At 62.0% G+C, this 24,381-nt stretch carries 21 protein-coding genes; 17 read left to right on the top strand and 4 right to left on the bottom strand.

Features of this window, described 5'->3' with window-relative positions:
- Positions 1-74 precede the first annotated feature (74 nt).
- A complete protein-coding gene (locus PSH86_RS13095) occupies positions 75-1,559 on the top strand; it encodes a PAS domain S-box protein (RefSeq protein WP_176688072.1) in 1,485 nt (494 codons plus the stop codon).
- Between the two features lie 239 nt (positions 1,560-1,798).
- Positions 1,799-2,044 (top strand): DUF1652 domain-containing protein, encoded by a 246-nt coding sequence (locus PSH86_RS13100; protein WP_109755962.1) that lies wholly within the window; start codon positions 1,799-1,801, stop codon positions 2,042-2,044.
- A gap of 179 nt (positions 2,045-2,223) precedes the next feature.
- Here the strand turns inward: PSH86_RS13100 and PSH86_RS13105 are convergent, their stop codons facing one another.
- Both PSH86_RS13105 and PSH86_RS13110 read right to left on the bottom strand, forming a co-directional pair.
- The gene (locus PSH86_RS13105; RefSeq protein WP_109755963.1) at positions 2,224-3,609 is read right to left on the bottom strand and encodes a HAMP domain-containing sensor histidine kinase; all 1,386 of its coding nucleotides are present in this window, start codon (positions 3,607-3,609) and stop codon (positions 2,224-2,226) included.
- The gene (locus tag PSH86_RS13110; RefSeq protein ID WP_039592999.1) at positions 3,587-4,270 is read right to left on the bottom strand and encodes a response regulator transcription factor; all 684 of its coding nucleotides are present in this window, start codon (positions 4,268-4,270) and stop codon (positions 3,587-3,589) included. The genes PSH86_RS13105 and PSH86_RS13110 overlap by 23 nt, the downstream gene beginning before the upstream one ends.
- Positions 4,271-4,549: 279 nt before the next feature.
- Between PSH86_RS13110 and hcnA the strand changes: the two genes are divergently transcribed.
- The 3 genes from hcnA to hcnC are packed head-to-tail and all read left to right on the top strand — an operon-like array spanning position 4,550 to position 7,534.
- A complete protein-coding gene (gene hcnA / locus PSH86_RS13115; protein WP_162893903.1) occupies positions 4,550-4,873 on the top strand; it encodes a cyanide-forming glycine dehydrogenase subunit HcnA in 324 nt (107 codons plus the stop codon).
- On the top strand, positions 4,870-6,279 hold the full coding sequence (gene hcnB, locus PSH86_RS13120; RefSeq protein ID WP_305490192.1) for a cyanide-forming glycine dehydrogenase subunit HcnB: 1,410 nt from the start codon (positions 4,870-4,872) through the stop codon (positions 6,277-6,279). The genes hcnA and hcnB overlap by 4 nt, the downstream gene beginning before the upstream one ends.
- On the top strand, positions 6,272-7,534 hold the full coding sequence (gene hcnC / locus PSH86_RS13125) for a cyanide-forming glycine dehydrogenase subunit HcnC (protein WP_305490194.1): 1,263 nt from the start codon (positions 6,272-6,274) through the stop codon (positions 7,532-7,534). Before hcnB ends, hcnC begins: the two co-directional genes overlap by 8 nt.
- 281 nt (positions 7,535-7,815) lie before the next feature.
- Here the strand turns inward: hcnC and PSH86_RS13130 are convergent, their stop codons facing one another.
- Both PSH86_RS13130 and PSH86_RS13135 read right to left on the bottom strand, forming a co-directional pair.
- Positions 7,816-8,427, bottom strand: coding sequence for a glutathione S-transferase family protein (locus PSH86_RS13130; RefSeq protein ID WP_176688070.1), 612 nt, complete (start codon positions 8,425-8,427; stop codon positions 7,816-7,818).
- A 33-nt stretch (positions 8,428-8,460) separates the two neighbouring features.
- Complete coding sequence (locus PSH86_RS13135; protein ID WP_109755969.1) at positions 8,461-9,384, bottom strand: MurR/RpiR family transcriptional regulator; 924 nt, start codon at positions 9,382-9,384, stop codon at positions 8,461-8,463.
- A gap of 313 nt (positions 9,385-9,697) precedes the next feature.
- On the opposite strand from PSH86_RS13135, the gene iolC reads away from it, so the two are divergent.
- From iolC to PSH86_RS13195, 12 genes are all read left to right on the top strand, one after another.
- The gene (gene iolC / locus PSH86_RS13140) at positions 9,698-11,635 is read left to right on the top strand and encodes a 5-dehydro-2-deoxygluconokinase (RefSeq protein WP_305490196.1); all 1,938 of its coding nucleotides are present in this window, start codon (positions 9,698-9,700) and stop codon (positions 11,633-11,635) included.
- 188 nt (positions 11,636-11,823) lie between these two features.
- Positions 11,824-12,717, top strand: a complete 894-nt coding sequence (gene iolE, locus PSH86_RS13145) for a myo-inosose-2 dehydratase (RefSeq protein ID WP_109755971.1) — start codon at positions 11,824-11,826, stop codon at positions 12,715-12,717.
- A complete protein-coding gene (gene iolB, locus PSH86_RS13150; protein ID WP_109755972.1) occupies positions 12,714-13,523 on the top strand; it encodes a 5-deoxy-glucuronate isomerase in 810 nt (269 codons plus the stop codon). The genes iolE and iolB overlap by 4 nt, the downstream gene beginning before the upstream one ends.
- 30 nt (positions 13,524-13,553) lie before the next feature.
- Positions 13,554-15,056, top strand: a complete 1,503-nt coding sequence (locus PSH86_RS13155) for a CoA-acylating methylmalonate-semialdehyde dehydrogenase (RefSeq protein WP_305490199.1) — start codon at positions 13,554-13,556, stop codon at positions 15,054-15,056.
- Between the two features lie 35 nt (positions 15,057-15,091).
- Complete coding sequence (locus tag PSH86_RS13160) at positions 15,092-15,913, top strand: TIM barrel protein (RefSeq protein ID WP_109755974.1); 822 nt, start codon at positions 15,092-15,094, stop codon at positions 15,911-15,913.
- Between the two features lie 164 nt (positions 15,914-16,077).
- Entirely contained in the window at positions 16,078-18,009 is a 1,932-nt protein-coding gene (gene iolD, locus PSH86_RS13165; protein WP_305490201.1) for a 3D-(3,5/4)-trihydroxycyclohexane-1,2-dione acylhydrolase (decyclizing), read from the top strand.
- Positions 18,010-18,039: 30 nt separating this feature from the next.
- Positions 18,040-19,050: a Gfo/Idh/MocA family protein gene (locus PSH86_RS13170; protein ID WP_116832147.1), complete on the top strand. Its 1,011-nt coding sequence runs from the start codon at positions 18,040-18,042 to the stop codon at positions 19,048-19,050.
- 174 nt (positions 19,051-19,224) lie between these two features.
- A complete protein-coding gene (locus tag PSH86_RS13175) occupies positions 19,225-20,277 on the top strand; it encodes a Gfo/Idh/MocA family oxidoreductase (RefSeq protein WP_109755977.1) in 1,053 nt (350 codons plus the stop codon).
- A gap of 143 nt (positions 20,278-20,420) precedes the next feature.
- On the top strand, positions 20,421-20,573 hold the full coding sequence (locus tag PSH86_RS13180) for a hypothetical protein (protein ID WP_162893821.1): 153 nt from the start codon (positions 20,421-20,423) through the stop codon (positions 20,571-20,573).
- A 51-nt stretch (positions 20,574-20,624) separates the two neighbouring features.
- On the top strand, positions 20,625-21,551 hold the full coding sequence (locus PSH86_RS13185) for a sugar ABC transporter substrate-binding protein (protein ID WP_109755978.1): 927 nt from the start codon (positions 20,625-20,627) through the stop codon (positions 21,549-21,551).
- A gap of 74 nt (positions 21,552-21,625) precedes the next feature.
- Positions 21,626-23,179: a sugar ABC transporter ATP-binding protein gene (locus tag PSH86_RS13190; protein ID WP_109755979.1), complete on the top strand. Its 1,554-nt coding sequence runs from the start codon at positions 21,626-21,628 to the stop codon at positions 23,177-23,179.
- Positions 23,180-23,213: 34 nt separating this feature from the next.
- Positions 23,214-24,236, top strand: a complete 1,023-nt coding sequence (locus tag PSH86_RS13195) for an ABC transporter permease (RefSeq protein ID WP_116832150.1) — start codon at positions 23,214-23,216, stop codon at positions 24,234-24,236.
- Positions 24,237-24,381 lie beyond the last annotated feature (145 nt).

Below are 24,381 nucleotides of genomic sequence, written 5' to 3' on the forward strand. Positions count from 1 at the left end.
CACTATTGCAAACCCATGTGGTCGTAACTTTCAACGCATCCATGCTTGAACCCTACTGACCACATGGAGACCCAATGAATCAGCAAGTCCCGACCACCGATACCAACCGTCGTCAATTGCTGCAGATCATTGCCGGACTGTCCGACGGGGTGATGTTGATCGAGGTCGACCAGACCATCGCCTGGGCCAACGCAGCGGCCTTGACGATGCACGGGGTCAAGGACCTCAGTGAGCTGGGCACCACGGCCCGGCAATATGCCCGGCGCTTCAATCTGCGTTACCGCAACAATCATCCACTGACCGAAGACAACTACCCCATCGCCCGGGTTGCCCGTGGCGATGAGTTCAGCGATGTGCTGGTGGAAGTCACGCCTCAGGCCGATCCCGATCGCACCTGGGTGCATCGGATCCGCAGCATGGTGCTGGCTGACCGCAACGGCGAGCCGGAACTGCTCGTGTTGATCCTCAGCGATGCCACCGAATGGGCCAGCGCCGAGCAGCGCTTCGAGAAAACCTTCGGCGCCAATCCGGCGCCGGCGGTGATCTGCCGCCTCAGCGACCTGCGTTACATCAAGGTCAACCCGGGGTTCCTGGAGATGACCGGCTACAGTCGTGAGCAGGTGATCGGGCGTTCGGTGTATGAACTGGATGTGCTCGAAGCCGCCGAGAAACGCGACCTGGCCATCGAGCGCCTGGGGCAGGGCGCGACCATTCCACAAATGCAGGCCGAGTTGAAGTTGCCCGACGGCACCAGCAAGCAGGTGATCGTCGCCGGCCAGCCGCTGGATCTGCACGACGAAGACTGCATGCTGTTTTCCTTCATGGACATGGAGCCGCGCCGCAAGGCCGAAACGGCGCTGCGCCAGAGTGAGGAGCGCTTTGCCAAGTCGTTCCGCCTGTCACCCGTGCCCACCCTGGTGTGCAGCGCCGAGCAACAGTTGTTGGAAATCAACGAAGCGTTCCTCCAGACCACCGGTTACGCCAGCGAAGAGTTGCTGGGTAAAACCGTGGAAGAGATCGGCTTTCTCGACAAAGACGCCAGTGCCGCGCTGTTCGCCCGGCTGGAAAAGGCCGCCGCGGTCTCACGCATCGACGTCAAGGTGCACAAGAAGGGCGGTGAACTCATCGACTGTGAGGTCGCCGCCGATACCGTGCTCATCCAGGACAAGCCTTGCTATCTGCTGGTGCTGATGAACATCACCGAGCGCAAACGCTCGGAGCTGGAGTTGGTGGCGGCTATCGAGGAGGTGATGAAAGACGCTTCCTGGTTCAGTCGGACCCTGATTGAAAAACTGGCTAACGTGAAGAGTATCAACGCCCAGGTGCCCAGCGTGTCATTCACCGAGCTGACAGCCCGGGAGCGAGATGTGCTGGGGCTGATTTGCGAAGGCCTGGCCGACAAGGAAATCGCCGCGCGCCTCAAGCTCGCGCCCAACACCGTGCGCAATCACGTGGCGACCCTGTATTCGAAACTGGATGTCCATAGCCGTAGCGAGGCAATTGTCTGGGCCCGGGAGCGGGGGTTGTTCGCTAACGAATGGCGGATGAAGGCACCATGATAGCCAGTGCAAATGCACCTGGCGTGCTGGTGCAAATTCGGGTTTTGCAGGAAGGGGCGGTTCCTTAGGCTGTCAGGGTGCGACATCGTCCATGATGTCGCGTCCCCACGAAACACGTAAGGAATACGCCACAATGTACAGCGAACGAACCCAGTATCAGAGCGACAGGACGTCTACGCGGACCAGGAGGTCGGAGCTGTCCACCGTTCATTTGCGCCCCCGGGGCTGAGGTGCATCACATGACCCATCTGGCCCCCTTGCGCGCCCGCCTCGAAGAAAGTTTTACGCCGCTGGCCTGCGAATGCAGCCTCAATGGTGACGGCACCCTCACCGTGCGCCTGTATCACCGCGAAAGTGGAGAGGTGGACCTGGTGGTGAGCGGTATGAGCGTCGACAGCGTCCGCTCGGAAGAAAGCATCGCCAAGTTGATCGATGAGCTGCGGTATGAGTTGCATAACACGCCGCTGCATCGCAGTGATGCCTGATAGATAAAGATCAAGCACACCAAACCGTGGCGAGGGAGCTTGCTCCCGCTGGGTCGCGTAGCGACCCCAAAACCTGCCGGACGCGCATGCCAACCAAACCATGTCCACCGGTTTTGCGACTGCTTCGCAGCCGAGCGGGAGCAAGCTCCCTCGCCACAGATGCTGCTCCAGCCCTATGACTACAACAACGTCCCCCGGCAATCGAGCACCAGCCGCGCGCCGCCGTGTTCGCTGCTACCCACCTCCAACGTGAACCCATGCAGATTGACGATCGCCGCGACGATCGACAGACCCAGGCCAAACCCACTTTGCTGGCTGCTGCCCTCGGCGCGGTAGAAGCGGCGAAACACGGCCTTGCGCTCCGCTTCGGGGATGCCGGGGCCGGAGTCGAGCACTTCGATGCGGGTGCTGTCGCCCTGATCGACCCCACGCAGGGTCACCTTGCCCCCCGGCGGGGTGAACTTGATGGAATTGCTCAGCAGGTTCGACACTGCCTCGAACAGCAACGCCCGGTCGCCGTTGAGCAGGGGCAGGGCGTCGGGCACTTCCAGGGTGAACGTCAGTTCGCCTTCTTCGGCCAGCGGCAGGTAAAAGTCGTGCAGTTCCTGCAATAACTGCAACGGATCGAGGCGCACGAACCCCGAGCGGCGCTGCTGGTCTTCCAGTTCGGAAATCCGCAACAGCCCTCGAAACCGAGCCATCAGGGTGTCTGTCTCGGCGATCACCTGGTCCATCTGCAAGGCCTCGGGCGAGCCGTCCGGGGCCTCTTGCTGGATGCGATACAACTGGGCGCGCAAGCGGGTCAGCGGGGTGCGCAGGTCATGGGCGATGTTGTCGCACACGCCCTTGACCTCGTTCATCAAGCGTTCGATGCGGTCGAGCATGGCATTGACGATCGCCGCCAGCATGTCCAGTTCATCACGCCGGCTCGACAGCGGCAGGCGATGGGTCAGGTCGCCGGCGACGATGGCTTCGGCGCTGGCCTGCAGTTTGCGAATCCGTCGTAACGGTCGGCGGCGCAACAGATGCCAGCCAGCGATGCCCGGCAGGATCGTCAGCGATACCCCCCAGAACAGCGCATGCAAGATGATGCGGGTCACAGCGAACAGTGAGCCGTTGTCCCGGGCCAGGACCAGCCAGCGGCCGTCCTGGGTGCGGGTCGCCACCGCGTCACAACTGTCGGAAGGTACGCTCGGATCGTCGGAATCGACGCAGCCGCCGAGCATGTGGATCTTGCCATCCAGCGGCAGGTCGGTGGGGATTCGTTGGATCGGCCCGCCCAAATGCCGCAGTTGCGGATCGAACAGGCCGTAGGCATCGACGCCGCGCTCGTCCAGCGTCAGGCTGGCCATGAGCGCGTCTTCCAGTTGATCGCCATGGATCCGGGCGAACAGATGCTGGCGCTGCATCAGGGAGTGCTTGGCCAGGCTGTCGAGGTAGCCGAATACTTCGTAGTACATCACCCCCATCAGGATCGCGCTCCAGATCACGAACAGCGAACTGTACAGCGCCAGCAGGCGGCTGCTGGAGGAGCGCCAGCCCTTAGCGGGGTTCAGCAATGACATAGCCGGAACCCCGTACCGTGCGAATCAGCGGTTCCAGGCCCGGCGGGTCGATTTTCTTGCGCAGGCGGCCGATGTGGACGTCGATCAGGTTGGTGCCGGGGTCGAAGTGATAGCCCCAGACTTCTTCGAAAATCATCATGCGCGAGAGGATCTGCCCGCTATTGCGCATCAGGAATTCCAGCAGCTTGTATTCGGTGGGCAGCAGGCTGAGCAATTGGCCGTTGCGGCTGGCTTCGCGGCTGATCAGGTTCAGCTCCAGGTCGGCCACCCGCAGCACGGTCTCCGGCTCGCGGGCGCCGTTGTTGCGCCGCAGCAGCACTTCGACCCGGGCAGCCATTTCGTCGGTGGCGAACGGCTTGGTCAGGTAATCGTCGCCGCCGGCTCGCAGGCCGCGAACCCGCTCATCCACGTCCGAGAGGGCGCTGATCATCAGGATCGGCGTGGCCACGCCCATGGTACGCAGGGTGGTGACGATCACCAGGCCGTCGAGCTCGGGCAGCATGCGGTCGAGGGTGATCAGGTCGTAGTCGCCGCTGACCGCTCGTTCCAGGCCTTCGCGGCCGTTGTCGACCCAGTCGACGTCCAGGCCGTTGCGGGTCAGCTCGGCAACGATTTCACGGGCGGTCACGGCGTCGTCTTCGATGGTCAGGATGCGGTTCATGGGCGGTACCGTGTGGGGAAATTGGAGCGATTGCGCAGCATTTTGCCAAAGAATACCTGTCGGCTTTCTGAAAAAAAGTTCATGAGCCGGCGAGCCGATTCGCTGGCCTGGATCAACACTTGGTCACAAATAATCCCTAACATAAATTTCGCGCGCACTATCCTGTTGCATCTTCATGCCCCGCTTTGGCGCACCGTTGCTATAGGGTATCGACGTAAACGGTGAGGGTGTGCCGCCAGGAGCCTAGACCTCAAAGAACCTTCAAGGAAGAGCAGTATGATGCAACCTCAAGACTCTCTACGCCGAAAATTCGATATCCAGCCGTTAGCCCGGGCCGACATGACAGTGCGCCTGGACGGGCAGGCTGTCAGTGCCGCCCAGGGTGAAACCGTCCTCACTGTCATTCAATCCCTGGGCCAACGTCAGGTGGCCCGCAACGATCACGACCAGATCAGCGGTGCCTACTGCGGCATGGGCGTGTGCCAGTGCTGCCTGGTCAAGATCGACGGTCGCCACAAGCGCCGCGCCTGCCAGACCCTGGTACGCCCTGGCATGCAGATCGAAACCCGGGCCAATCGCATCACCGAAACGGAGGCACCATGAGCCTCGATCCGGTGATTGTCGGCGGTGGGCCGGCAGGTATGGCGGCGGCCATTGAATTGGCCTCGCACGGGGTGCGCTGCACCTTGCTCGAAGAAGCGCCGCGCCTGGGTGGCGTGGTGTATCGCGGACCGTTGCGCGATGGCGTGCGCCTGGATTACCTCGGCCCGCGCTACAGCGAAGCCCTGGAGAAACTCCATGGTGAATTCCAGCAACACGCCGGGCTGATCGACGTGCGATTGAGCAGCCGGGTCATTGGCGCCGAAGGCTTCCGGGCGCTGATGCTGCTGGACGCTGACGAACGCTTGCGCGAGGTGGCCTATTCGCACCTGATCCTGGCGGCCGGCTGTCACGAACGCAGCGTGCCATTTCCTGGCTGGACCCTGCCGGGGGTGATGATGCTCGGTGGCCTGCAATTGCAGATCAAGAGCGGCGTGGTCAGGCCGCCGAGCCCAGTGGTGATCGCCGGCACGGGGCCGTTGCTGCCGCTGGTGGCCTGCCAGCTGCACGCTTCGGGCGTGGCGGTGGCGGGTGTCTATGAAGCCTGTGCGTTCGGCCGGATCGCCAAGGAAAGCCTGGCCCTGCTGAACAAGCCACAGCTGTTTCTCGATGGCCTGAGCATGCTCGCCTATCTCAAGCTCAATCGCATTCCCGTGCGCTACGGCTGGGGCGTGGTCCAGGCGGACGGCGAGGGTGAGTTGAGCCATGTCACCGTCGCGCCGTATTCCAGTACCTGGGAGCCGGACCTGAAACGCGCCGAACAGATACCGGCCCAGACGCTGGCGGTCGGCTACGGGTTCATCCCGCGCACTCAATTGAGCCAGCAGATGGGCCTGGAGCACGGTTTCAGCGAGGACGGCTATTTGCGGGCGGTGTCCGATGCCTGGCAACAAAGCAGCGAAGCGCACATTCACCTGGCCGGCGACATGGGCGGGATTCGCGGTGGTGAAGCCGCGATGCTGAGCGGACGCATCGCGGCGCTGTCGATTCTGATGCAGCGCAATGTGCTGGACCCGTCCACGGCCCTGGCACAGCGCGAACGCTACCAGGGGCAACTGGAGCGGATCATCCGCTTTCGCGCCGCCGTGGATCGCTATACCCAGCGTGGCGCCGGGCAAACCACATTGCCGGCGGCCGATACGGTGATCTGCCGCTGCGAGCACGCCACCCGCGCCGACATCGACCGGGCGCTGGAACAAGGCGTCCAAGACATGGCCAGCCTGAAGATGCGCACCCGCGTGAGCATGGGCGATTGCCAGGGGCGGATGTGCGTCGGCTATTGCAGCGATCGCCTGCGCGAAGCCACCGGGCGGGCCGATGTGGGCTGGCTGCGGCCGCGTTTCCCCATCGATCCGATTCCCTTTTCAGCGTTCCAGAACGTCGGCACGGAGGCCGTTTCCCATGATTAAGGACTATGACGTGGTCATCGCCGGTGGCGGTGTGATCGGCGCCTCTTGTGCCTATCAATTGTCCAAGCGCAAACACTTGAAGATCGCCCTGATCGACAGCAAGCGCCCCGGCAATGCGACCCGCGCGTCGGCGGGTGGGCTGTGGGCCATCGGTGAGTCGGTGGGCCTGGGGTGCGGGGTGATCTTCTTTCGCATGATGTCGGCCAACCGCAAGCGCCAGACCCAGGGCGCCGCCGTGGCGGTGGATGCCAGCACGCCGCATATCCTGCCTCAGTCGTTCTTCGATTTCGCCTTGCAGTCCAATGCGATGTATCCGCAGTTGCACCGCGAGTTGATCGACAACCACGGCATGGATTTCAAGTTCGAGGAGACCGGGCTCAAGTTCGTGATCTACGACGACGAAGACCGTATGTACGCCGAGCACATCGTCGCCTGCATTCCGCACCTGGCCGACCAGGTGCGCTGGCTTGACCAGGCGGCCTTGCGAGAGGCGGAGCCGAATGTCAGCCATGAAGCCCTGGGGGCGCTGGAGTTTCTCTGCGATCACCAGGTCAGCCCTTTCCGTCTGGCCGACGCCTACACCGAAGGCGCCCGGCAGAATGGCGTCGATATGTTCTTCAACACCAGCGTGACTGAAGTCCTGCGCAGTGGTTCGCGGGTCACCGGGGTGAAAACCGCCGAGGCCGGGACCTTCATCTGCCGGACCCTGATCAACGCGGCCGGTGCCTGGGCGGCGGACCTGAGCGAACAGGCCACTGGCGTACGGATTCCGGTCAAGCCGGTCAAGGGGCAGATCCTGCTGACCGAGCGCATGCCGAAAATCCTCAACGGCTGCCTGACCACCAGCGACTGCTATGTGGCGCAGAAAGACAACGGTGAAATCCTCATTGGCAGCACCACCGAAGACAAAGGCTTCGATGTGACCACGACCTATCCGGAGATCGAAGGGCTGGTGCAAGGTGCGGTACGGTGCATCCCGCAGTTGGCCGACATCAACCTGAAACGAACCTGGGCCGGCCTGCGCCCGGGTTCTCCTGATGAATTGCCGATCCTGGGGCCGATGCGCGGCGTGGAGGGCTATCTCAATGCCTGCGGGCATTTCCGCACCGGCATCCTCACCTCGGCCATCACCGGGGTACTGCTGGACAAGCTGGTGAACAACGAGCCGTTGCCGCTGGACATCACGCCGTTCCTGGAGGATCGCTTCGAAGTGGCGCCGAAGGCCGTTGAAACAAAGGAAGTGGAACTGGCCTGAGAATAAGCCTTCTCTACCTACAGAGATTTGTAGTGAACCCTGTGGGAGCCGAGCTTGCTCGCGATGACGGCGGCACATTCAGCATCCATGCAAGCTGACCCACCGCTATCGCGAGCAAGCTCAGCTCCCACACTGTTCTGGATGTTCACAAATCTGGCCTTCACCCCAAATCCCCTGTGGGAGCGGGCTTGCTCGCGAAAGCGGTCCATCTGAGACGGTGATGTTGAATGTGCTACCGCCTTCGCGAGCAAGCCCGCTCCCACACAAGTCGCGCTCGTCCGCTATTCCATCGGCGTGCTGACAAACGCCTCCAGCCCTTCGGCATAAGCCGTGAAGGCACTGATCAACGGGAAAGCCTTGCCCTGCACCTGGTCCGGCACCACGAGGTTGGTGAAACTCCACGCCACTGCCACCGTGATGCCAGCCTGATCAATCGAGCCATCGGTGCTCAACGGCTGTTTCTCCAGTTCCTGCTCCAGCATTCCATAGGCCGCCGCCAGTTGGCCTTCCACGCGTTCAACCCAAGGTGCGTGCTGAATTTCCGCCGGCCGCAGGTTGCGCTCATAGTAAATCTGCACCGATTTCTCGCACGCCGCCAAGGCCAGGCCGAGCAGGCGCAGTGAGTGCACTCGTTGCCCAATGTCGGCCGGCATCAAGCTTTTCCCAGGCGCGGCCAAGGCCTCCAGGTAGTCAATGATCAACGTGGAGTCCATCAGCACGGTGCCGTCGTCCAGCACCAGGGAAGGGGCTTTGACCGTCGGGTTGATGCGTTGGAATTGTTCGAAATGCCTGAACACCGAAACCGACTCGTGCTCCAGGGCAATGCCCAGGCATTTGGCGGAAATGGCGACGCGGCGTACGTAGGGTGAGTCCAGCATACCGATCAGTTTCATGGCTTCTCCTTCAGCGATTCATGGGCCGGGGCGTTAATCCTCGAACCCGACCTGTTCATGGATTTCATCGACCTTGAGTTCCAGTCGGTAAGCCACGGCGATGAACAACGCCTGGCACAGGCACAATGTGGCACTCAACGAGCGGAAGGCGAACGAACTGCCTTCGTTGACCAGCAACACCGCGTTGGCTCGTTTAGCCAGGGGCGAGAGGTTGCTGTCGGTGATGATCAGGGTCTTGGCCTGGTGGTGCTGGGCGATGCGCAGGCAGTGCTGGGTTTCCTTGCCGTACGGCGTGAAGCTGATGGCGATCACCAGGTCGTTGGCCCGCACGCTACGCATCTGCTCGCGGTAGCTGCCACCCAGGCCGGATACCAGGTGAATGCGTTTATTGGTGTGTTGCAGGTTGTAGACCAGGTAATCGGCCACCGCGAACGAACGGCGCACGCCCACCACATAAATATTGTCGGCATTGACCACCAGGTCCACGGCTTTTTCGAACGCCTGGTCGTCCAGCTCCAACCCCAGGCGCTCGATGCCTGACAGGGTGGCATTGATGCACTCGCGAGCCAGGTCGCCGCCGCTGGCTTTCTGCGACTTGTTGGCGATCATGCTGCGGATGCGCTGCTGGTAGTTCTGCACCGGCGTGGTCTTGTGGGTGTAGGCCTCGCGGAACAACGCCTGCATTTCGCTGAACCCGCTGAAGCCGAAGCGCTGGGAAAACCTGACGATGGCCGAGGGGTGCACTTCGCATTCGCGGGCGATGTCGCTGATGCGGTCGACCATGATCCGGTCGCTCTGCTGGCTCATGTAGCTGGCGATGCGTTTGAGTTGGCGCGGCAGGCTTTCGTATTCATCGGTGATCAGTTGCAGCAGGCGCTCGGCATTGATCGGTGGGCTGGAGAGGGCGGGTTCGGACGCGCTCTCGGACGGCGCCGGCAGATCATCGGGGCGGGTCATAGAAAATCCTTCTGGCTTGTTCTTATAGGGCGGCCCGAAAACAGGCCGGCCCTCGACAATAGGTTGGCTGGTCGCAGTCTACAGCGTAGGCGTAGGGAAAATCATGTGCGGACAAATGTTGCAGCAGGTGCTGAAACGATGCACTGCGCCTGGGTGGCTTCGCTCATAGCGTATTGGAAAAAATATTCCACGTAAAAAATTTATAGAATAATTATTGATTATTGCCTGCTGCTCGTTTTAGTCTGCATTCACCAACAGCGTTGTCGCCGGTTCGGGCGACAAGCGCAGGCTGATAAAAATAACAGGAGCCAGCATGGGCCAGACTCGTTTTGCCAGTGGGCGTCAATTGGATGTGATCTGCCTGGGACGCCTGGGTGTCGACCTTTACGCGCAGCAAGTCGGCGCGCGTCTGGAAGATGTTTCGAGCTTCGCCAAGTATCTGGGTGGTTCGTCGGCCAACATCGCCTTCGGCACGGCGCGATTGGGGCTCAAGTCAGCGATGCTGAGCCGGGTAGGCGACGACCACATGGGTCGCTTCCTGGTGGAGTCCCTGGCGCGCGAAGGCTGCGATGTCAGTGGCATCAAGGTCGACCCCGAACGCCTGACGGCCTTGGTCCTGCTGGGTATCAAGGACCGGGAAACCTTTCCCCTGGTGTTCTACCGGGAAAATTGCGCCGACATGGCGCTGCGCGCCGAAGACATCGACGAAACCTTCATTGCCTCCAGCAAGGCGCTGCTGATCACCGGTACTCACTTCTCTACCGAAAGCGTCTACAAGGCCAGCACCCAGGCGCTGGATTACGCCCAGAGACACAACGTCAAGCGCGTCTTGGACATCGACTATCGTCCTGTGCTCTGGGGCCTGGCGGGCAAGGCTGACGGGGAAACCCGCTTTGTCGCCGACCAGAAGGTCAGCCAGCACGTGCAAAGCATCCTGCCGCGTTTCGACCTGATCGTTGGCACCGAAGAAGAATTCCTGATCGCCGGCGGCAGCGAAGACCTGCTGAGTGCGTTGCGTACTGTGCGCTCGCTGACGGCGGCGACCCTGGTGGTCAAGCTCGGCCCGCAGGGTTGCACGGTGATCCACGGCGCTATCCCGACACGACTTGAAGACGGCGCGATTTACCCGGGTGTGCGGGTCGAGGTGCTGAATGTATTGGGCGCCGGTGATGCGTTCATGTCGGGCTTTCTCGCGGGTTGGCTGGAGGACGCCAGCGATGAACGCTGCTGCCAATTGGCCAATGCCTGCGGTGGCCTGGTGGTGTCGCGCCATGCCTGTGCTCCAGCGATGCCGACCCGGGCCGAACTCGACTATCTATTCAAGAGCCCGGTGCCGATTACCCGGCCGGACCAGGACGCCGTGCTGCAACGACTGCATCAGGTCAGCGTCCCCCGCAAGGCCTGGAAACAGCTGTTCATCTTTGCTTTCGACCATCGCTGGCAACTGGTGGAACTGGCCCAGAAGGGCGGTCGTGACCTCAGTTGCATTGGTCAACTCAAGCAACTGTTCATCCAGGCGGTGGAGCGGGTCGAAGCCGACTTGCGGCGTCAGGGCGTCGAGGCTGACGTCGGCCTGCTCGCCGATCAACGTTTCGGCCAGGATTCGCTGAACGCCGCGACCGGACGTGGCTGGTGGGTGGCGCGGCCAGTGGAAGTACAGAATTCGCGGCCACTGGCGTTCGAACACGGGCGCTCCATTGGCAGCAACCTGATCGCCTGGCCCCGGGAACAGATCATCAAGTGCCTGGTGCAATTTCACCCCGATGACGAACCGCTGCTGCGGCTGGAGCAGGAAGCGCAATTGATGGGGCTGTACAAGGCCTCCCAGGTCAGCGGTCATGAATTGCTGCTGGAAGTCATTCAGCCCAAGGATCATCCATCGCCGCACCCGGACGTGCTCTATCGTGCCCTCAAGCGCCTCTACAACCTGGGTATTTTCCCGGCATGGTGGAAGATCGAAGCCCAGAGCGCGGATGAGTGGAAACAACTCGATGAGCTGATCCAACAGCGCGATCCGTATTGCCGGGGCGTGGTGCTGCTGGGTCTCAACGCCCCGGCCGCCGCACTGGCCGAAGGTTTCCGCCAGGCCAGCCAGAGCAGCACCTGCCGCGGATTTGCCGTGGGTCGCACGATCTTCCAGGAACCGAGCCGGGCCTGGCTGGCCGGGGAGATCGACGATGAAACGCTGATCCGGCAGGTGCAGGGGACGTTTGTGGAATTGATCGAGGCGTGGCGCAGTGCCCGTGCTTGATGGACAGGGCTTTTGTGGCGAGGGAGCTTGCTCCCGCTGGACTGCGAAGCAGTCCCAACGTCAGCCACCCCGATTCGACAGGCAAACCGCATCCATAGGTTTGCGACTGCTTCGCAGCCGAGCGGGAGCAAGCTCCCTCGCCACAGGTGATCGGTTGAACATTAGAGACAACAATAAAAGGTGCAGCCATGCCCGCTATTCGAATTGGCATCAACCCGATTTCCTGGAGCAACGATGACTTGCCGTCCCTGGGCGGCGAGACGCCGTTGAGCACTGCGCTGAGCGAAGGCAAGGCCATCGGCTACGAAGGCTTCGAACTCAACGGCAAGTTCCCCAAGGACGCCAAGGGCGTTGGCGATGTGCTGCGGCCTTATGACCTGGCGCTGGTCTCCGGCTGGTATTCCAGTCGCCTGGCCCGGCGCTCGGCGGCCGAGGAAATCGACGCCATCGCCAGCCACGTGGAACTGTTAGCGCAGAACGGCGCGACGGTGCTGGTGTATGGCGAAGTTGCCGATTCGATCCAGGGCCAGCGGATCTCGCTGGTCGAACGGCCGCGCTTTCACACCGATGAAGCCTGGCAGGCCTACGCCGACAAACTCACCGAACTGGCGCGCTTCACCTTGTCCCAAGGTGTGCGCCTGGCCTATCACCACCACATGGGCGCTTACGTCGAATCGCCCGCGGACATCGACAAGCTGATGGCCCTGACCGGCAGTGAAGTGGGTCTGCTGTTCGACTCGGGTCACTGCTACATGGGCGGTGGCGAACCGTTGCAGGTGCTGCGCAAACACATCGAGCGCGTTTGCCACGTGCACTTCAAGGACGTGCGCAAACCGGTGGTGCAACTGGCGCGCAACAACCTCTGGAGTTTCCCCGACTGCATCATCAACGGCACCTTCACCGTGCCGGGGGACGGCGACATCGACTTCGCCGCGTTGCTCGATGTGTTGCTGGCCGCTGATTACCAAGGCTGGCTGGTGGTGGAAGCCGAGCAGGACCCCGCCGTAGCGCCGAGTTATGTCTACGCCAAGAAGGGCTACGACACCCTGCGCGCCTTGCTGCAAGAAAGGAGTCCGTCATGAGCCTGTTGATCAAAAGTCAGTCCAGCGGCCGGACCATGGTCCAATTGCCAGCGGGTGAGTTGGAATACGTCGGGTTCGCCGCCTATCGCCTGAGCCTCGGCGAAACCCTGCCGGTCGCTGCCGGCGACAAGGAATTGTGCCTGGTGCTGCTCAGTGGTCGCATTGGCCTCAAGGGCGAAGCGCCGGGGCAGGGCGCCTTCGATTGGGACAACCTCGGTGATCGCCAGTCGGTGTTCGAGGACAAGTCGCCTTACGCAGCTTACTTGCCGCCCGGCAGCCAGGCCCAGGTCACCGCCCTGAGCGATGTACAGATAGCTGTGTGTGCCGCGCCGGGTTCTGCGCAAAACGGTTACGGCCCACGGCTGATCCGCCCGGACAGCATGAAGCGCAGCGTGCGCGGCAAGGGCGCCAACACCCGCTATGTCTGCGACATCCTGCCGGACAGCGAACCGGCCCATTCGCTGCTGGTGGTGGAGGTGCGCACGCCGTCGGGGCATTCGTCGAGCTATCCGCCGCACAAGCACGACACCGACGACCTGCCACACCAGAGCTTTCTCGAAGAAACCTATTACCACCAGGTCAATCCGTCCCAGGGCTTCGTGTTCCAGCGCGTCTACACCGACGATCGCAGCATCGACCAGGCCATGGCCGTGGAGAACAGCGACCTGGTGGTGGTTCCCAAAGGCTACCACCCGGTCAGCGTGCCCTATGGGTACGAGTCGTATTACCTGAACGTCATGGCCGGCCCGAAGCGGGTCTGGCAGTTCCATAACGACCCGCAGCACAGTTGGCTGCTCGACCTCTGAATTCCACCCTTTGCACGGAGAACAAGAACAATGAGTGACGCCCCGGTAGTAGGCCATTACATCAACGGCCACGTGCAACACAGCGACGGCGCGCGGTTCAGCCAGGTCTTCAACCCGGCCACCGGCGCGGTGCAGGCCCGGGTGGACCTGGCCGAGCCGGGCACCGTCGATGCGGCAGTGGTCTCGGCGCTGGCGGCATTTCCAGCCTGGTCCGAGCAATCGTCCCTGCGCCGTTCGCGGGTGATGTTCAAGTTCAAGGAACTGCTCGATCGGCATCACGACGAACTGGCGCAGATCATCAGTCGCGAGCACGGCAAGGTGCTGTCCGATGCCCACGGCGAAGTCACCCGGGGCATCGAGATCGTCGAGTACGCCTGTGGTGCGCCGAACCTGCTCAAGACCGATTTCAGCGACAACATCGGTGGCGGCATCGACAACTGGAACCTGCGCCAGCCCCTGGGCGTGTGCGCGGGTATCACGCCGTTCAATTTCCCGGTGATGGTGCCGCTGTGGATGATTCCCCTGGCGCTGGTCACTGGCAACTGCTTCATCCTCAAGCCTTCGGAGCGCGATCCGTCCGCCAGTTTGCTGATGGCCCACCTTCTGACGGAAGCCGGCTTGCCTGACGGGGTGTTCAATGTGGTCCAGGGCGACAAAGTGGCAGTGGATGCGCTGTTGCAGCACCCGGACATCGAAGCGATTTCCTTTGTCGGCTCCACACCGATTGCCGAATACATCCACCAGCAGGGCACGGCGAACGGCAAGCGCGTGCAGGCCCTGGGTGGCGCCAAGAATCACATGATCGTCATGCCCGACGCCGACCTCGACCAGGCGGCTGATGCATTGATCGGTGCGGCCTACGGCTCGGCCGGCGAACGCTGCATGGCGATTTCCATTGCCGTGGCGGTGGGGGATGTGGGCGATGAACTGATCGCCAGACTGCTGCCACGCATCGATCAGTTGAAGATCGGCAACGGCCAGCAGCCCGGCACCGACATGGGGCCGCTGGTCACTGCCGAGCACAAGGCCAAGGTGGAAGGTTTCATCGACGCCGGCGTGGCCGAGGGCGCTCGCCTGATCGTCGATGGCCGTGGTTTCAAGGTGCCCGGGGCCGAGCAGGGGTTCTTTGTCGGGGCGACGCTGTTCGACCAGGTCACCACCGAAATGAGCATCTACCAGCAAGAGATTTTCGGCCCGGTGCTGGGGATCGTTCGCGTGCCGGATTTCGCCACGGCGGTGGCGCTGATCAACGCCCATGAATTCGGCAACGGCGTGTCCTGCTTCACCCGTGACGGCGGCATCGCCCGGGCGTTCGCCCGCAGCATCAAGGTCGGCATGGTTGGCATCAACGTACCGATTCCGGTGCCCATGGCCTGGCATTCCTTTGGCGGCTGGAAGCGTTCGCTGTTCGGCGACCACCATGCCTATGGCGAGGAAGGCCTGCGCTTCTACAGCCGCTACAAAAGCGTGATGCAACGCTGGCCCGACAGCATCGCCAAGGGTCCTGAATTCAGCATGCCAACTGCCCAATAACTCATTTTTGAATGACTGCCGGAGGGAGAACAACAATGAACAAGCCCCTGCGTTTTGCCCTGAATCGAATGGTTGCCCCACGCCTGTCACTGCCCGCTTTCATCGACTTGGCCCTGGCGTTGAAAACCGACGCCATCGAGATCCGCAACGACCTCAAGGGGGTCGAGATCGAAGATGGCATGCCGCCGGCTCGCGTACGTGAGTTGTGCGAGGAGCGCGGCATCAAGGTGCTGTCGATCAACGCTCTGTACCCCTTCGATGTGTGGAGCGAAGAACGTCGCGCCCAGGCCGTACGGTTGGCCGATTACGCCCGTGAATGCGGCGCCGAGGGGCTGGTGATGTGCCCACTCAACGACCGCGCCGACCCACGCAGCGAAGCTGAACGCGCGGCGGGGCTGCGCACGGCTCTTAGTGAACTGGCGCCGATCCTGCGCGCCTTCGGTATCTACGGCTTCATCGAACCCCTGGGTTTCGAGGAGTGCTCGCTGCGGCGCAAGCGCACGGCGGTGGAAGCGATCAAGAGCATCGGTGGGCTCGATGTGTTTCGCCTGGTGCATGACACCTTCCACCATCATCTGGCGGGCGAGCAGGAATTCTTCCCCGAACTGACCGGGTTGGTGCACATCTCCGGGGTCGAGGATGCCCAGGCGCCGTTGGCGACGATCCGTGATGGTCATCGGGTGCTGGTGGGCGAGGCCGACATCCTCGGCAATGCCGCGCAGATCGAGGCGTTGCGGGCCGGTGGTTACGAGGGCTACCTGTCCTTTGAGCCGTTTGCCGAGAGCGTCCATGAACTGGCCGACATCCGCCAGGCGTTGGGGGCGAGCATGAATCACCTGCAGAACCAACAGGCCTGACACAGTCATCAGAATGATGAAGTCCCCCTGTGGGAGCGAGCCTGCTCGCGATAGTGGTAGCACATTCAACACATAGGCGCCTGACACACCGCTATCGCGAGCAGGCTCGCTCCCACAAAGGGCTAAGTCAGCTGCAAATTTTGCATTCCAGACAAGGTGCAAGCATGACCACAACACGACTGACCATGGCCCAGGCCCTGGTGAAATTCCTCGATAACCAGTACATCGAGGTCGATGGCGTCCAGAGCAAGTTCGTCGCCGGGGTCTTTACCATTTTCGGCCACGGCAACGTGCTGGGCCTGGGCCAGGCGCTGGAGCAGGACAGCGGCGACCTGGTGGTCCATCAGGGCCGCAACGAACAGGGCATGGCCCATGCCGCCATCGGCTTTGCCAAGCAGCATCTGCGGCGCAAGATCTACGCCTGCAGCTCGTCGGTCGGCCCGGGGGCGGCGAACATGCTGACCGCCGCCGCCACGGCGACGGCCAATCGCATTCCATTGCTGCTGTTGCCCGGTGATGTCTACGCCAGCCGTCAACCGGACCCGGTGCTGCAACAGATCGAGCAGTTCCACGACCTGAGCATCAGCACCAACGATGCTTTCAAGGCCGTGAGCAAATACTGGGATCGCATCAACCGCCCCGAGCAATTGATGACCGCCGCGATCCATGCGATGCGCGTGTTGACCGACCCGGCCGAAACCGGCGCGGTGACCCTGGCGCTGCCCCAGGACGTACAGGCCGAAGCCTACGATTACCCGGACTATTTCCTGCAAAAGCGTGTCCATCGCATCGACCGTCGCCCGGCCACCGAGGCGATGCTCGGCGATGCCCTGGCGCTGCTCAAGGGCAAGCGCCAGCCGTTGATTATCTGCGGAGGCGGCGTGCGGTATTCCGGAGCGAATGCCGCGTTGCAGGCCTTCGCCGAACGCTTCGATATTCCTTTCGCCGAGACCCAGGCCGGCAAGAGCGCGGTGGTGTCCAGCCATCCGCTGAACGTCGGTGGCGTCGGTGAAACCGGTTGCCTGGCGGCGAATCTGTTGGCCAAGAAGGCCGACCTGATCATCGGTATCGGCACTCGCTACAGCGATTTCACCACGGCGTCGAAATGGCTGTTCCAGCATCCGGACGTGCAATTTCTCAATCTCAACATCAGTCCGTGCGACGCCCTGAAACTCGACGGCGTGCAACTGCTGGCCGACGCGCGTTCGGGCCTGGAGGCACTCTCGGCGGCGATGGGCGACTATTGCGCCGAATGGGGCGGGCAGGTCGCCGATGCCAAGGCCCAGCTGGACGCCGAAGTGGATCGGATCTATCAGGCCGACTTCCAGACCGAGGATTTCGTCCCGGAAATCAACGACCACATGGACCCGGCGGTGTTTCGGGAGTTCATCGAACTCACCGGTTCCTGCCTGACCCAGAGCCGCGTGTTGGGTACGCTCAATGAAACCCTGGCGGATGACGCCATCATCGTCGCCGCCGCTGGCAGCTTGCCCGGCGACTTGCAACGCAGTTGGCGCAGCAAGGGCGTGAACACCTATCACCTCGAGTACGGTTATTCGTGCATGGGTTACGAGGTGAATGCGGCGCTCGGGGTGAAACTCGCCGAGCCCGACAAGGAGGTCTACGCGTTGGTGGGCGATGGCTCCTACATGATGCTGCACTCGGAGTTGGCGACCTCGATCCAGGAGCGGCGCAAGATCAATGTGGTGCTGCTGGACAACATGACCTTCGGTTGTATCAACAACCTGCAAATGGAACACGGCATGGACAGCTTCGGTACCGAGTTCCGCTTCCGTAACCCGGACACTGGCAAGCTCGACGGTGGGTTTGTGCCCGTGGACTTCGCCATGAGTGCCGCGGCCTATGGCTGCAAGACCTACAAGGTCAAGACCCTCGACGAGTTGCGCGCGGCCCTGGCCGATGCGCGGTTGCAGACCGTCTCGACGCTGATCGACATCAAGGTGCTGCCCAAGACCATGATCCACAAATACCTGTCGTGGTGGCGGGTCGGCGTGGCGCAAGTCTCTACCAGTGCCCGCACCGATGCGGTGGCCAAAACCCTCAATGAACGACTGGCCCAGGCCCGTCAGTACTAATTGCCCCAACCCTACGAAAGGAGTTTTTCCATGTCTTTGAAGCTGGGCGTCATCGGCACCGGGGCCATCGGCCAGGACCATATCCGTCGTTGCAGCCAGACCTTGCTCAACAGCCAGGTGGTGGCGGTCACCGACATCAACCTGCAACAAGCGGCCAAGGTCGTTGCCGATCTCAAGTTGACCGCCGAGGTCTACCCCGACGGTCATGCGTTGATCAAGGCGCCGGATGTGGAGGCGATCCTCGTCACCTCCTGGGGCCCGAGCCACGAAGAATTCGTGCTGGCGGCGATTGCGGCGGGCAAACCGGTGTTCTGTGAAAAGCCCCTGGCCGTCACGGCCGAAGGCTGCCGCAAGATCGTCGAGGCCGAAGTTGCCCACGGCAAGCGCCTGGTGCAGGTCGGTTTCATGCGCCCGTACGATGAAGGTTATCGGGCGCTCAAGGCGGTGATCGACAGCGGCCAGATCGGTGAACCACTGATGCTGCACTGCGCCCACCGCAACCCGAGTGTCGGCGAAAACTACAAGACCGACATGGCCATCACCGACACCTTGATCCATGAACTGGATGTGCTGCGTTGGTTGCTGGCCGATGACTATGTTTCGGTGCAGGTGGTGTTTCCGCGCAAGACCAGCAAGGCCCACGCCCATTTGAAAGACCCGCAGATCGTCCTGCTGGAAACCGCCCGAGGCACGCGCATCGACGTGGAAGTGTTCGTCAACTGCCAGTATGGCTACGACATCCAGTGCGAAGTGGTGGGGGAGACCGGCATCGCCAAACTCCCGGAACCGTCCCAGGTGCAACTGCGCAGTGGCGCCAAGCTGTCCAACGCGATTCTGATGGACTGGAAGGACCGCTTCATCGCGGCCTACGACGTCGAATTGCAGGCCTTCATCGATGGCGTGCGCGCCGGGCAGGTGGGAGGGCCGTCGGCCTGGGATGGCTTCGCTGCGGCGGTGGCGGCGGATGCCTGTGTCCAAGCGCAGCAGAGTGGGCAGATCGTCAGGGTCGAACTGCCTGAGCGGCCGCGTTTCTACGGCTAAATACATCCCAGAGTCGACCGCGTACTCTCGCAGGTATGCGATCCAACTGTGGGAGCGAGCCTGCTCGCGATAGCGTTGGGTCAGTCGACATTAATGCTGGAGGACCCACCGCCATCGCGAGCAGGCTCGCTCCCACAGGGGTTGCATTCATTCAGTGATCAATAAGGAGCTTTCATGCGAATCGGACTAGTCGGCTACGGCAAGGGTGGGCGCTTTTTTCATGCGCCGCTGATCAGCAGTCTGCCCGGGGCTACGTTCGTCGGTGTAGTGACCCGGTCCGCCGAGCGCCGCCAGCAACTGGCCAGCGATCACCCGGATGCCCAGGCCTTCGACACCCTTGAACAACTGGTGGCGGCCGGCGTCGATGCGGTGGTGGTGTCCACGCCTTTGGACGGTCGTCCGGCCATTGTGATGCAAGCCATCGAACTCGGTGTGGCGGTGGTCAGCGACAAGCCATTTGCCCCTGACGCCGCCCAGGCCGAGGCGATGGTGCTGGCCGCCGAACGACGCAACGTGCCCTTGAGCGTGTACCAGAACCGTCGCTGGGATTCGGATTTCCTCACCCTGCGCAAGCTGCTGGCCTCCGGTGCCCTGGGGCAGGTCATTCGTTTTGAATCCAGCGTCGAACGCTATTCGCCGACCTCGGTGGGCAAGGGCAGTGGCGGCGGATTCCTGCGCGACCTGGGCAGCCATCTGGTGGACCAGGCGTTGCAACTGTTCGGGCCGGTGACGCGGGTTTACGCCGAGTTGGACTACCGACAACCAGGCCAGGTGTTCGACAACGGCTTCTTTATCTCCTTGACCCATGCCAGCGGTGTGATTTCCCACTTGAGTGGCAATTGCGTGCAAAACGCCCCGCGTCCGCGCTTTCGGGTCAATGGCACCCAGGGCTGCTATACCGTCGAAGGCCTGGATGGCCAAGAAGCCCAGGCGTTGGCGGGATTGAGCCCGGCGACCGAGGGCGAACGCTGGGGCGCTGAAGAGCATCGGCGTTGGGGCTGGTTCGAACACGGCACCGAGCGCGAGCGGGTGACCTCGGAGCGCGGCTGTTGGCTGGCGTTCTATCAACGCCTGCAAACCGCGTTGCAGGGCGCTGGCCCGCTGCCGGTGGAGGCCCGTGATGCACTGGCGACCACGCGCGTGCTGGACGCGGCCAGGCAGAGTGCCGAGCAGGGCGAAGTGGTGTGTTTGTCCACGCCTATCGGTCATGGAACAAAAAACGAATAAAATTCTAAAATGAGTTGATATGGAAAATATTTTCCAATAAAGTCGATTCCAGGTTACCGACAATCCTGTCCACCTCCTGCCAGGCCCAGCCTTGAATGGATGAAGGACGAAACAAAAACAAGAAACACAGCTAGGTACCGTCGATGAAAACCTTCAGCCGCTCTGCGTTTCACCTGCCACATCTGCTGCGCCTGTCCGCAGTCCTTCCCCTGTTCGAATCCCTGTGTATCCAGCGCAAGGGCGCCGTGGTGTGTTGCATGCCCGGCGCGCCCATCGTGCCCTTGCCCCGTTCCTGATCCGCTACGCCTTATCCATAAGACCAACAAAAAAGTGGAGAAAGACCGTTCATGAAGACCAAGACCCGTATCGCCTCGCTGGCCCTGTCGTTGATGCTCACCAGCGGCGCAGCCCTGGCGGACCTGAAGATCGGCGTCAGCATGTCCCAGTTCGATGACACCTGGCTGACCTACCTGCGCGAATCCATGGACAAGAAAGCCAAGTCATTCCCGGACGGCGTCACCTTGCAGTTCGAAGACGCGCGCAGTGATGTGGTCAAGCAACTGAGCCAGGTGGAAAGCTTCATCAGCCAGAAGGTCGATGCGCTCATCGTCAACCCGGTGGACACCGCCGCGACCCAGCGCATCACCAAGGCCGCCGTGGCTGCCGGCATCCCCCTGGTCTACGTCAACCGCCGCCCGGACGATCCGAAGTTGCCGGAAGGGGTGGTCACCGTGGCCTCCGATGACCTCGAAGCCGGGCGCATGCAGATGCAATACCTGGCCGACAAGATGGGCGGCAAGGGCGACATCGTGATTTTGCTGGGCGACCTGGCCAACAACTCCACCACCAACCGCACCAAGGGGGTCAAGGAAGTACTGGCCAAGTACCCGAACATCAAGATCGAACAGGAGCAGACCGGCACCTGGTCTCGCGACAAGGGCATGACTCTGGTCAACGACTGGCTGACCCAGGGCCGCGACTTCCAGGCCGTGGTGTCAAACAACGACGAGATGGCCATCGGTGCCGCCATGGCCCTCAAGCAAGCGGGCACCAAGAAGGGCAGCGTATTGATTGCCGGGGTCGACGGCACGCCGGACGGCTTGAATGCCATCAAGAAAGGCGAAATGGCGGTCTCGGTGTTCCAGGACGCCAAGGGCCAGGCCGATGGTTCGATCGACACGGCGGTGAAAATGGTCAAGAAGCAGCCGGTCGAGCAGGCCGTCTGGGTGCCGTACCGCCTGATCACGCCGGAAAACGTCGATCAGTTCAAGTGACGTTCAACCCGGTCCCATCACAACAATAAGCAGGCAAGGTTGCCACGCCGACCTTGCCGAGGGAGTACCTGATCATGTTCGCTTCAGCGACTGCTTCGAGCGCCCCGGCGATGACTTTCCAGCCGGACGTATTACTTGATGAGCCGTACCTGCTGGAAGTCGTCAATGTCAGCAAGGGCTTTCCCGGCGTGGTGGCCCTGTCCGATGTTCAATTGCGGGTACGCCCCGGTTCCGTGCTGGCCCTGATGGGCGAAAACGGTGCGGGCAAATCCACCTTGATGAAGATCGTCGCCGGCATCTACCAGCCGGACGCCGGCGAACTGCGCCTGCGCGGCAAGCCGGTGAAATTCGACACACCCCTGGCAGCCTTGCAGGCCGGGATCGCGATGATCCATCAGGAACTGAACCTGATGCCCCACATGAGCATCGCCGAAAACATCTGGATCGGTCGCGAGCAGCTCAACGGCCTGCACATGGTCGATCACGGTGAAATGCATCGCTGCACCGCCCGGCTGCTGGAGCGCCTGCGCATCAACCTCGACCCCGAGGAGCAGGTGGGCAACCTGAGCATTGCCGAGCGGCAGATGGTGGAGATTGCCAAGGCCGTGTCCTACGACTCCGACATCCTGATCATGGACGAACCAACCTCGGCCATCACCGAGACGGAAGTCGCCCACCTGTTCTCGATCATCGGTGACCTCAAGGCCCAGGGTAAGGGCATCATTTACATCACCCACAAAATGAACGAAGTGTTCGCCATCGCCGATGAAGTGGCGGTGTTTCGCGATGGTGCCTACATCGGCCTGCAACGGGCCGACAGCATGGACGGCGACAGCCTGATTTCGATGATGGTCGGGCGCGAATTGAGCCAGTTGTTCCCGGTTCGGGAAAAACCCATCGGCGAGCTGGTGCTGTCGGTGCGCGACCTGAGCCTGGACGGCATCTTCAAAGGCGTGTCCTTCGACCTGCATGCCGGGGAGATCCTCGGTATCGCCGGGTTGATGGGCTCGGGCCGGACCAACGTGGCCGAGGCGATTTTCGGCGTAACCCCGAGCACCGGCGGCGAAATCCTGCTGGACGGCCAACCGGTGCGCATCAGCGACCCGCACATGGCCATCGAGAAGGGCTTCGCGCTGTTGACCGAGGACCGCAAGCTCAGCGGCCTGTTCCCGTGCCTGTCGGTACTGGAAAACATGGAGATGGCCGTGCTGCCCCATTACGTCGGCAACGGCTTCATCCAGCAGAAAGCCTTGCGCGCCTTGTGTGAGGACATGTGCAAGAAGCTGCGGGTCAAGACCCCGTCGCTGGAACAGTGCATCGACACCTTGTCCGGCGGTAACCAGCAGAAGGCGCTGCTGGCCCGCTGGCTAATGACCAATCCGCGCATCCTGATCCTCGACGAACCGACCCGCGGCATCGATGTTGGCGCCAAGGCCGAGATTTACCGGCTGATTGCCTACCTCGCCAGCGAGGGCATGGCGGTGATCATGATTTCCTCGGAACTGCCGGAAGTATTGGGCATGAGCGACCGGGTCATGGTGATGCACGAAGGCGACCTGATGGGCACCCTCGACCGCAGCGAAGCGACCCAGGAACGAGTGATGCAACTGGCATCGGGCTTGTCCTGATGCCCGTCAGTCCAGATAAAAAAGGTGAATGGTTATGAACGCGATACTGGAAAACAAACCCGCTGCGGCACCGGCCAGGACGCGCCGGCGGCTGCCGACGGAACTGAGTATCTTCCTGGTGCTGATCGGCATCGGCCTGGTCTTCGAGATGTTCGGCTGGATCATGCGCGACCAGAGTTTCCTGATGAACTCCCAGCGCCTGGTGCTGATGATCCTGCAAGTGTCGATCATCGGCCTGCTGGCCATCGGTGTGACCCAGGTGATCATCACCACCGGTATCGACCTGTCGTCCGGCTCGGTGCTGGCGCTGTCGGCCATGATTGCCGCCAGCCTGGCCCAGACCTCGGACTTCTCCCGGGCGGTGTTTCCCTCGTTGACGGACTTGCCGGTGTGGATACCGGTGGTGGCGGGGCTCGGCGTCGGGCTGCTGGCTGGGGCGATCAACGGCAGCATCATCGCCATTACCGGTATCCCGCCGTTCATTGCCACCCTTGGCATGATGGTCTCGGCCCGGGGCCTAGCGCGCTACTACACTGAAGGCCAGCCGGTGAGCATGTTGTCCGATTCCTATACCGCCATCGGCCATGGGGCGATGCCGGTGATCATCTTCCTGGTGGTGGCGGTGATCTTCCACATCGCCCTGCGCTACACCAAGTATGGCAAGTACACCTACGCCATCGGCGGCAACATGCAGGCGGCGCGGACCTCGGGCATCAACGTCAAGCGCCACCTGGTGATCGTCTACAGCATTGCCGGGTTGTTGGCGGGGTTGGCCGGCGTGGTGGCCTCGGCGCGGGCTGCGACCGGCCAGGCGGGCATGGGCATGTCCTATGAGCTGGACGCGATTGCCGCGGCGGTGATCGGCGGCACCAGCCTGGCGGGCGGGGTGGGGCGCATCACCGGGACCGTGATTGGGGCGCTGATCCTCGGGGTGATGGCCAGCGGCTTTACCTTTGTCGGTGTCGATGCCTACATCCAGGACATCATCAAGGGGTTGATCATCGTGGTGGCGGTGGTCATCGACCAGTACCGCAACAAGCGCAAACTCAAGCGCTGATTCCTCGAAGGTTGCGACAAAGCGCCACGCCTGACCCGCGTGGCGTTGCCATTTGTCTTCTTAATACAGCTATTGCACCGAATTTCTTGTTATAAACGCACTCCGATGACTGCCAAAAGCCTGTCAGAGAACATTTGAAGGGGTT

It is taken from the genome of Pseudomonas sp. FP2300, assembly GCF_030687595.1.
In the GTDB taxonomy this organism is placed as follows: Bacteria; Pseudomonadota; Gammaproteobacteria; order Pseudomonadales; family Pseudomonadaceae; genus Aquipseudomonas; species Aquipseudomonas bijieensis.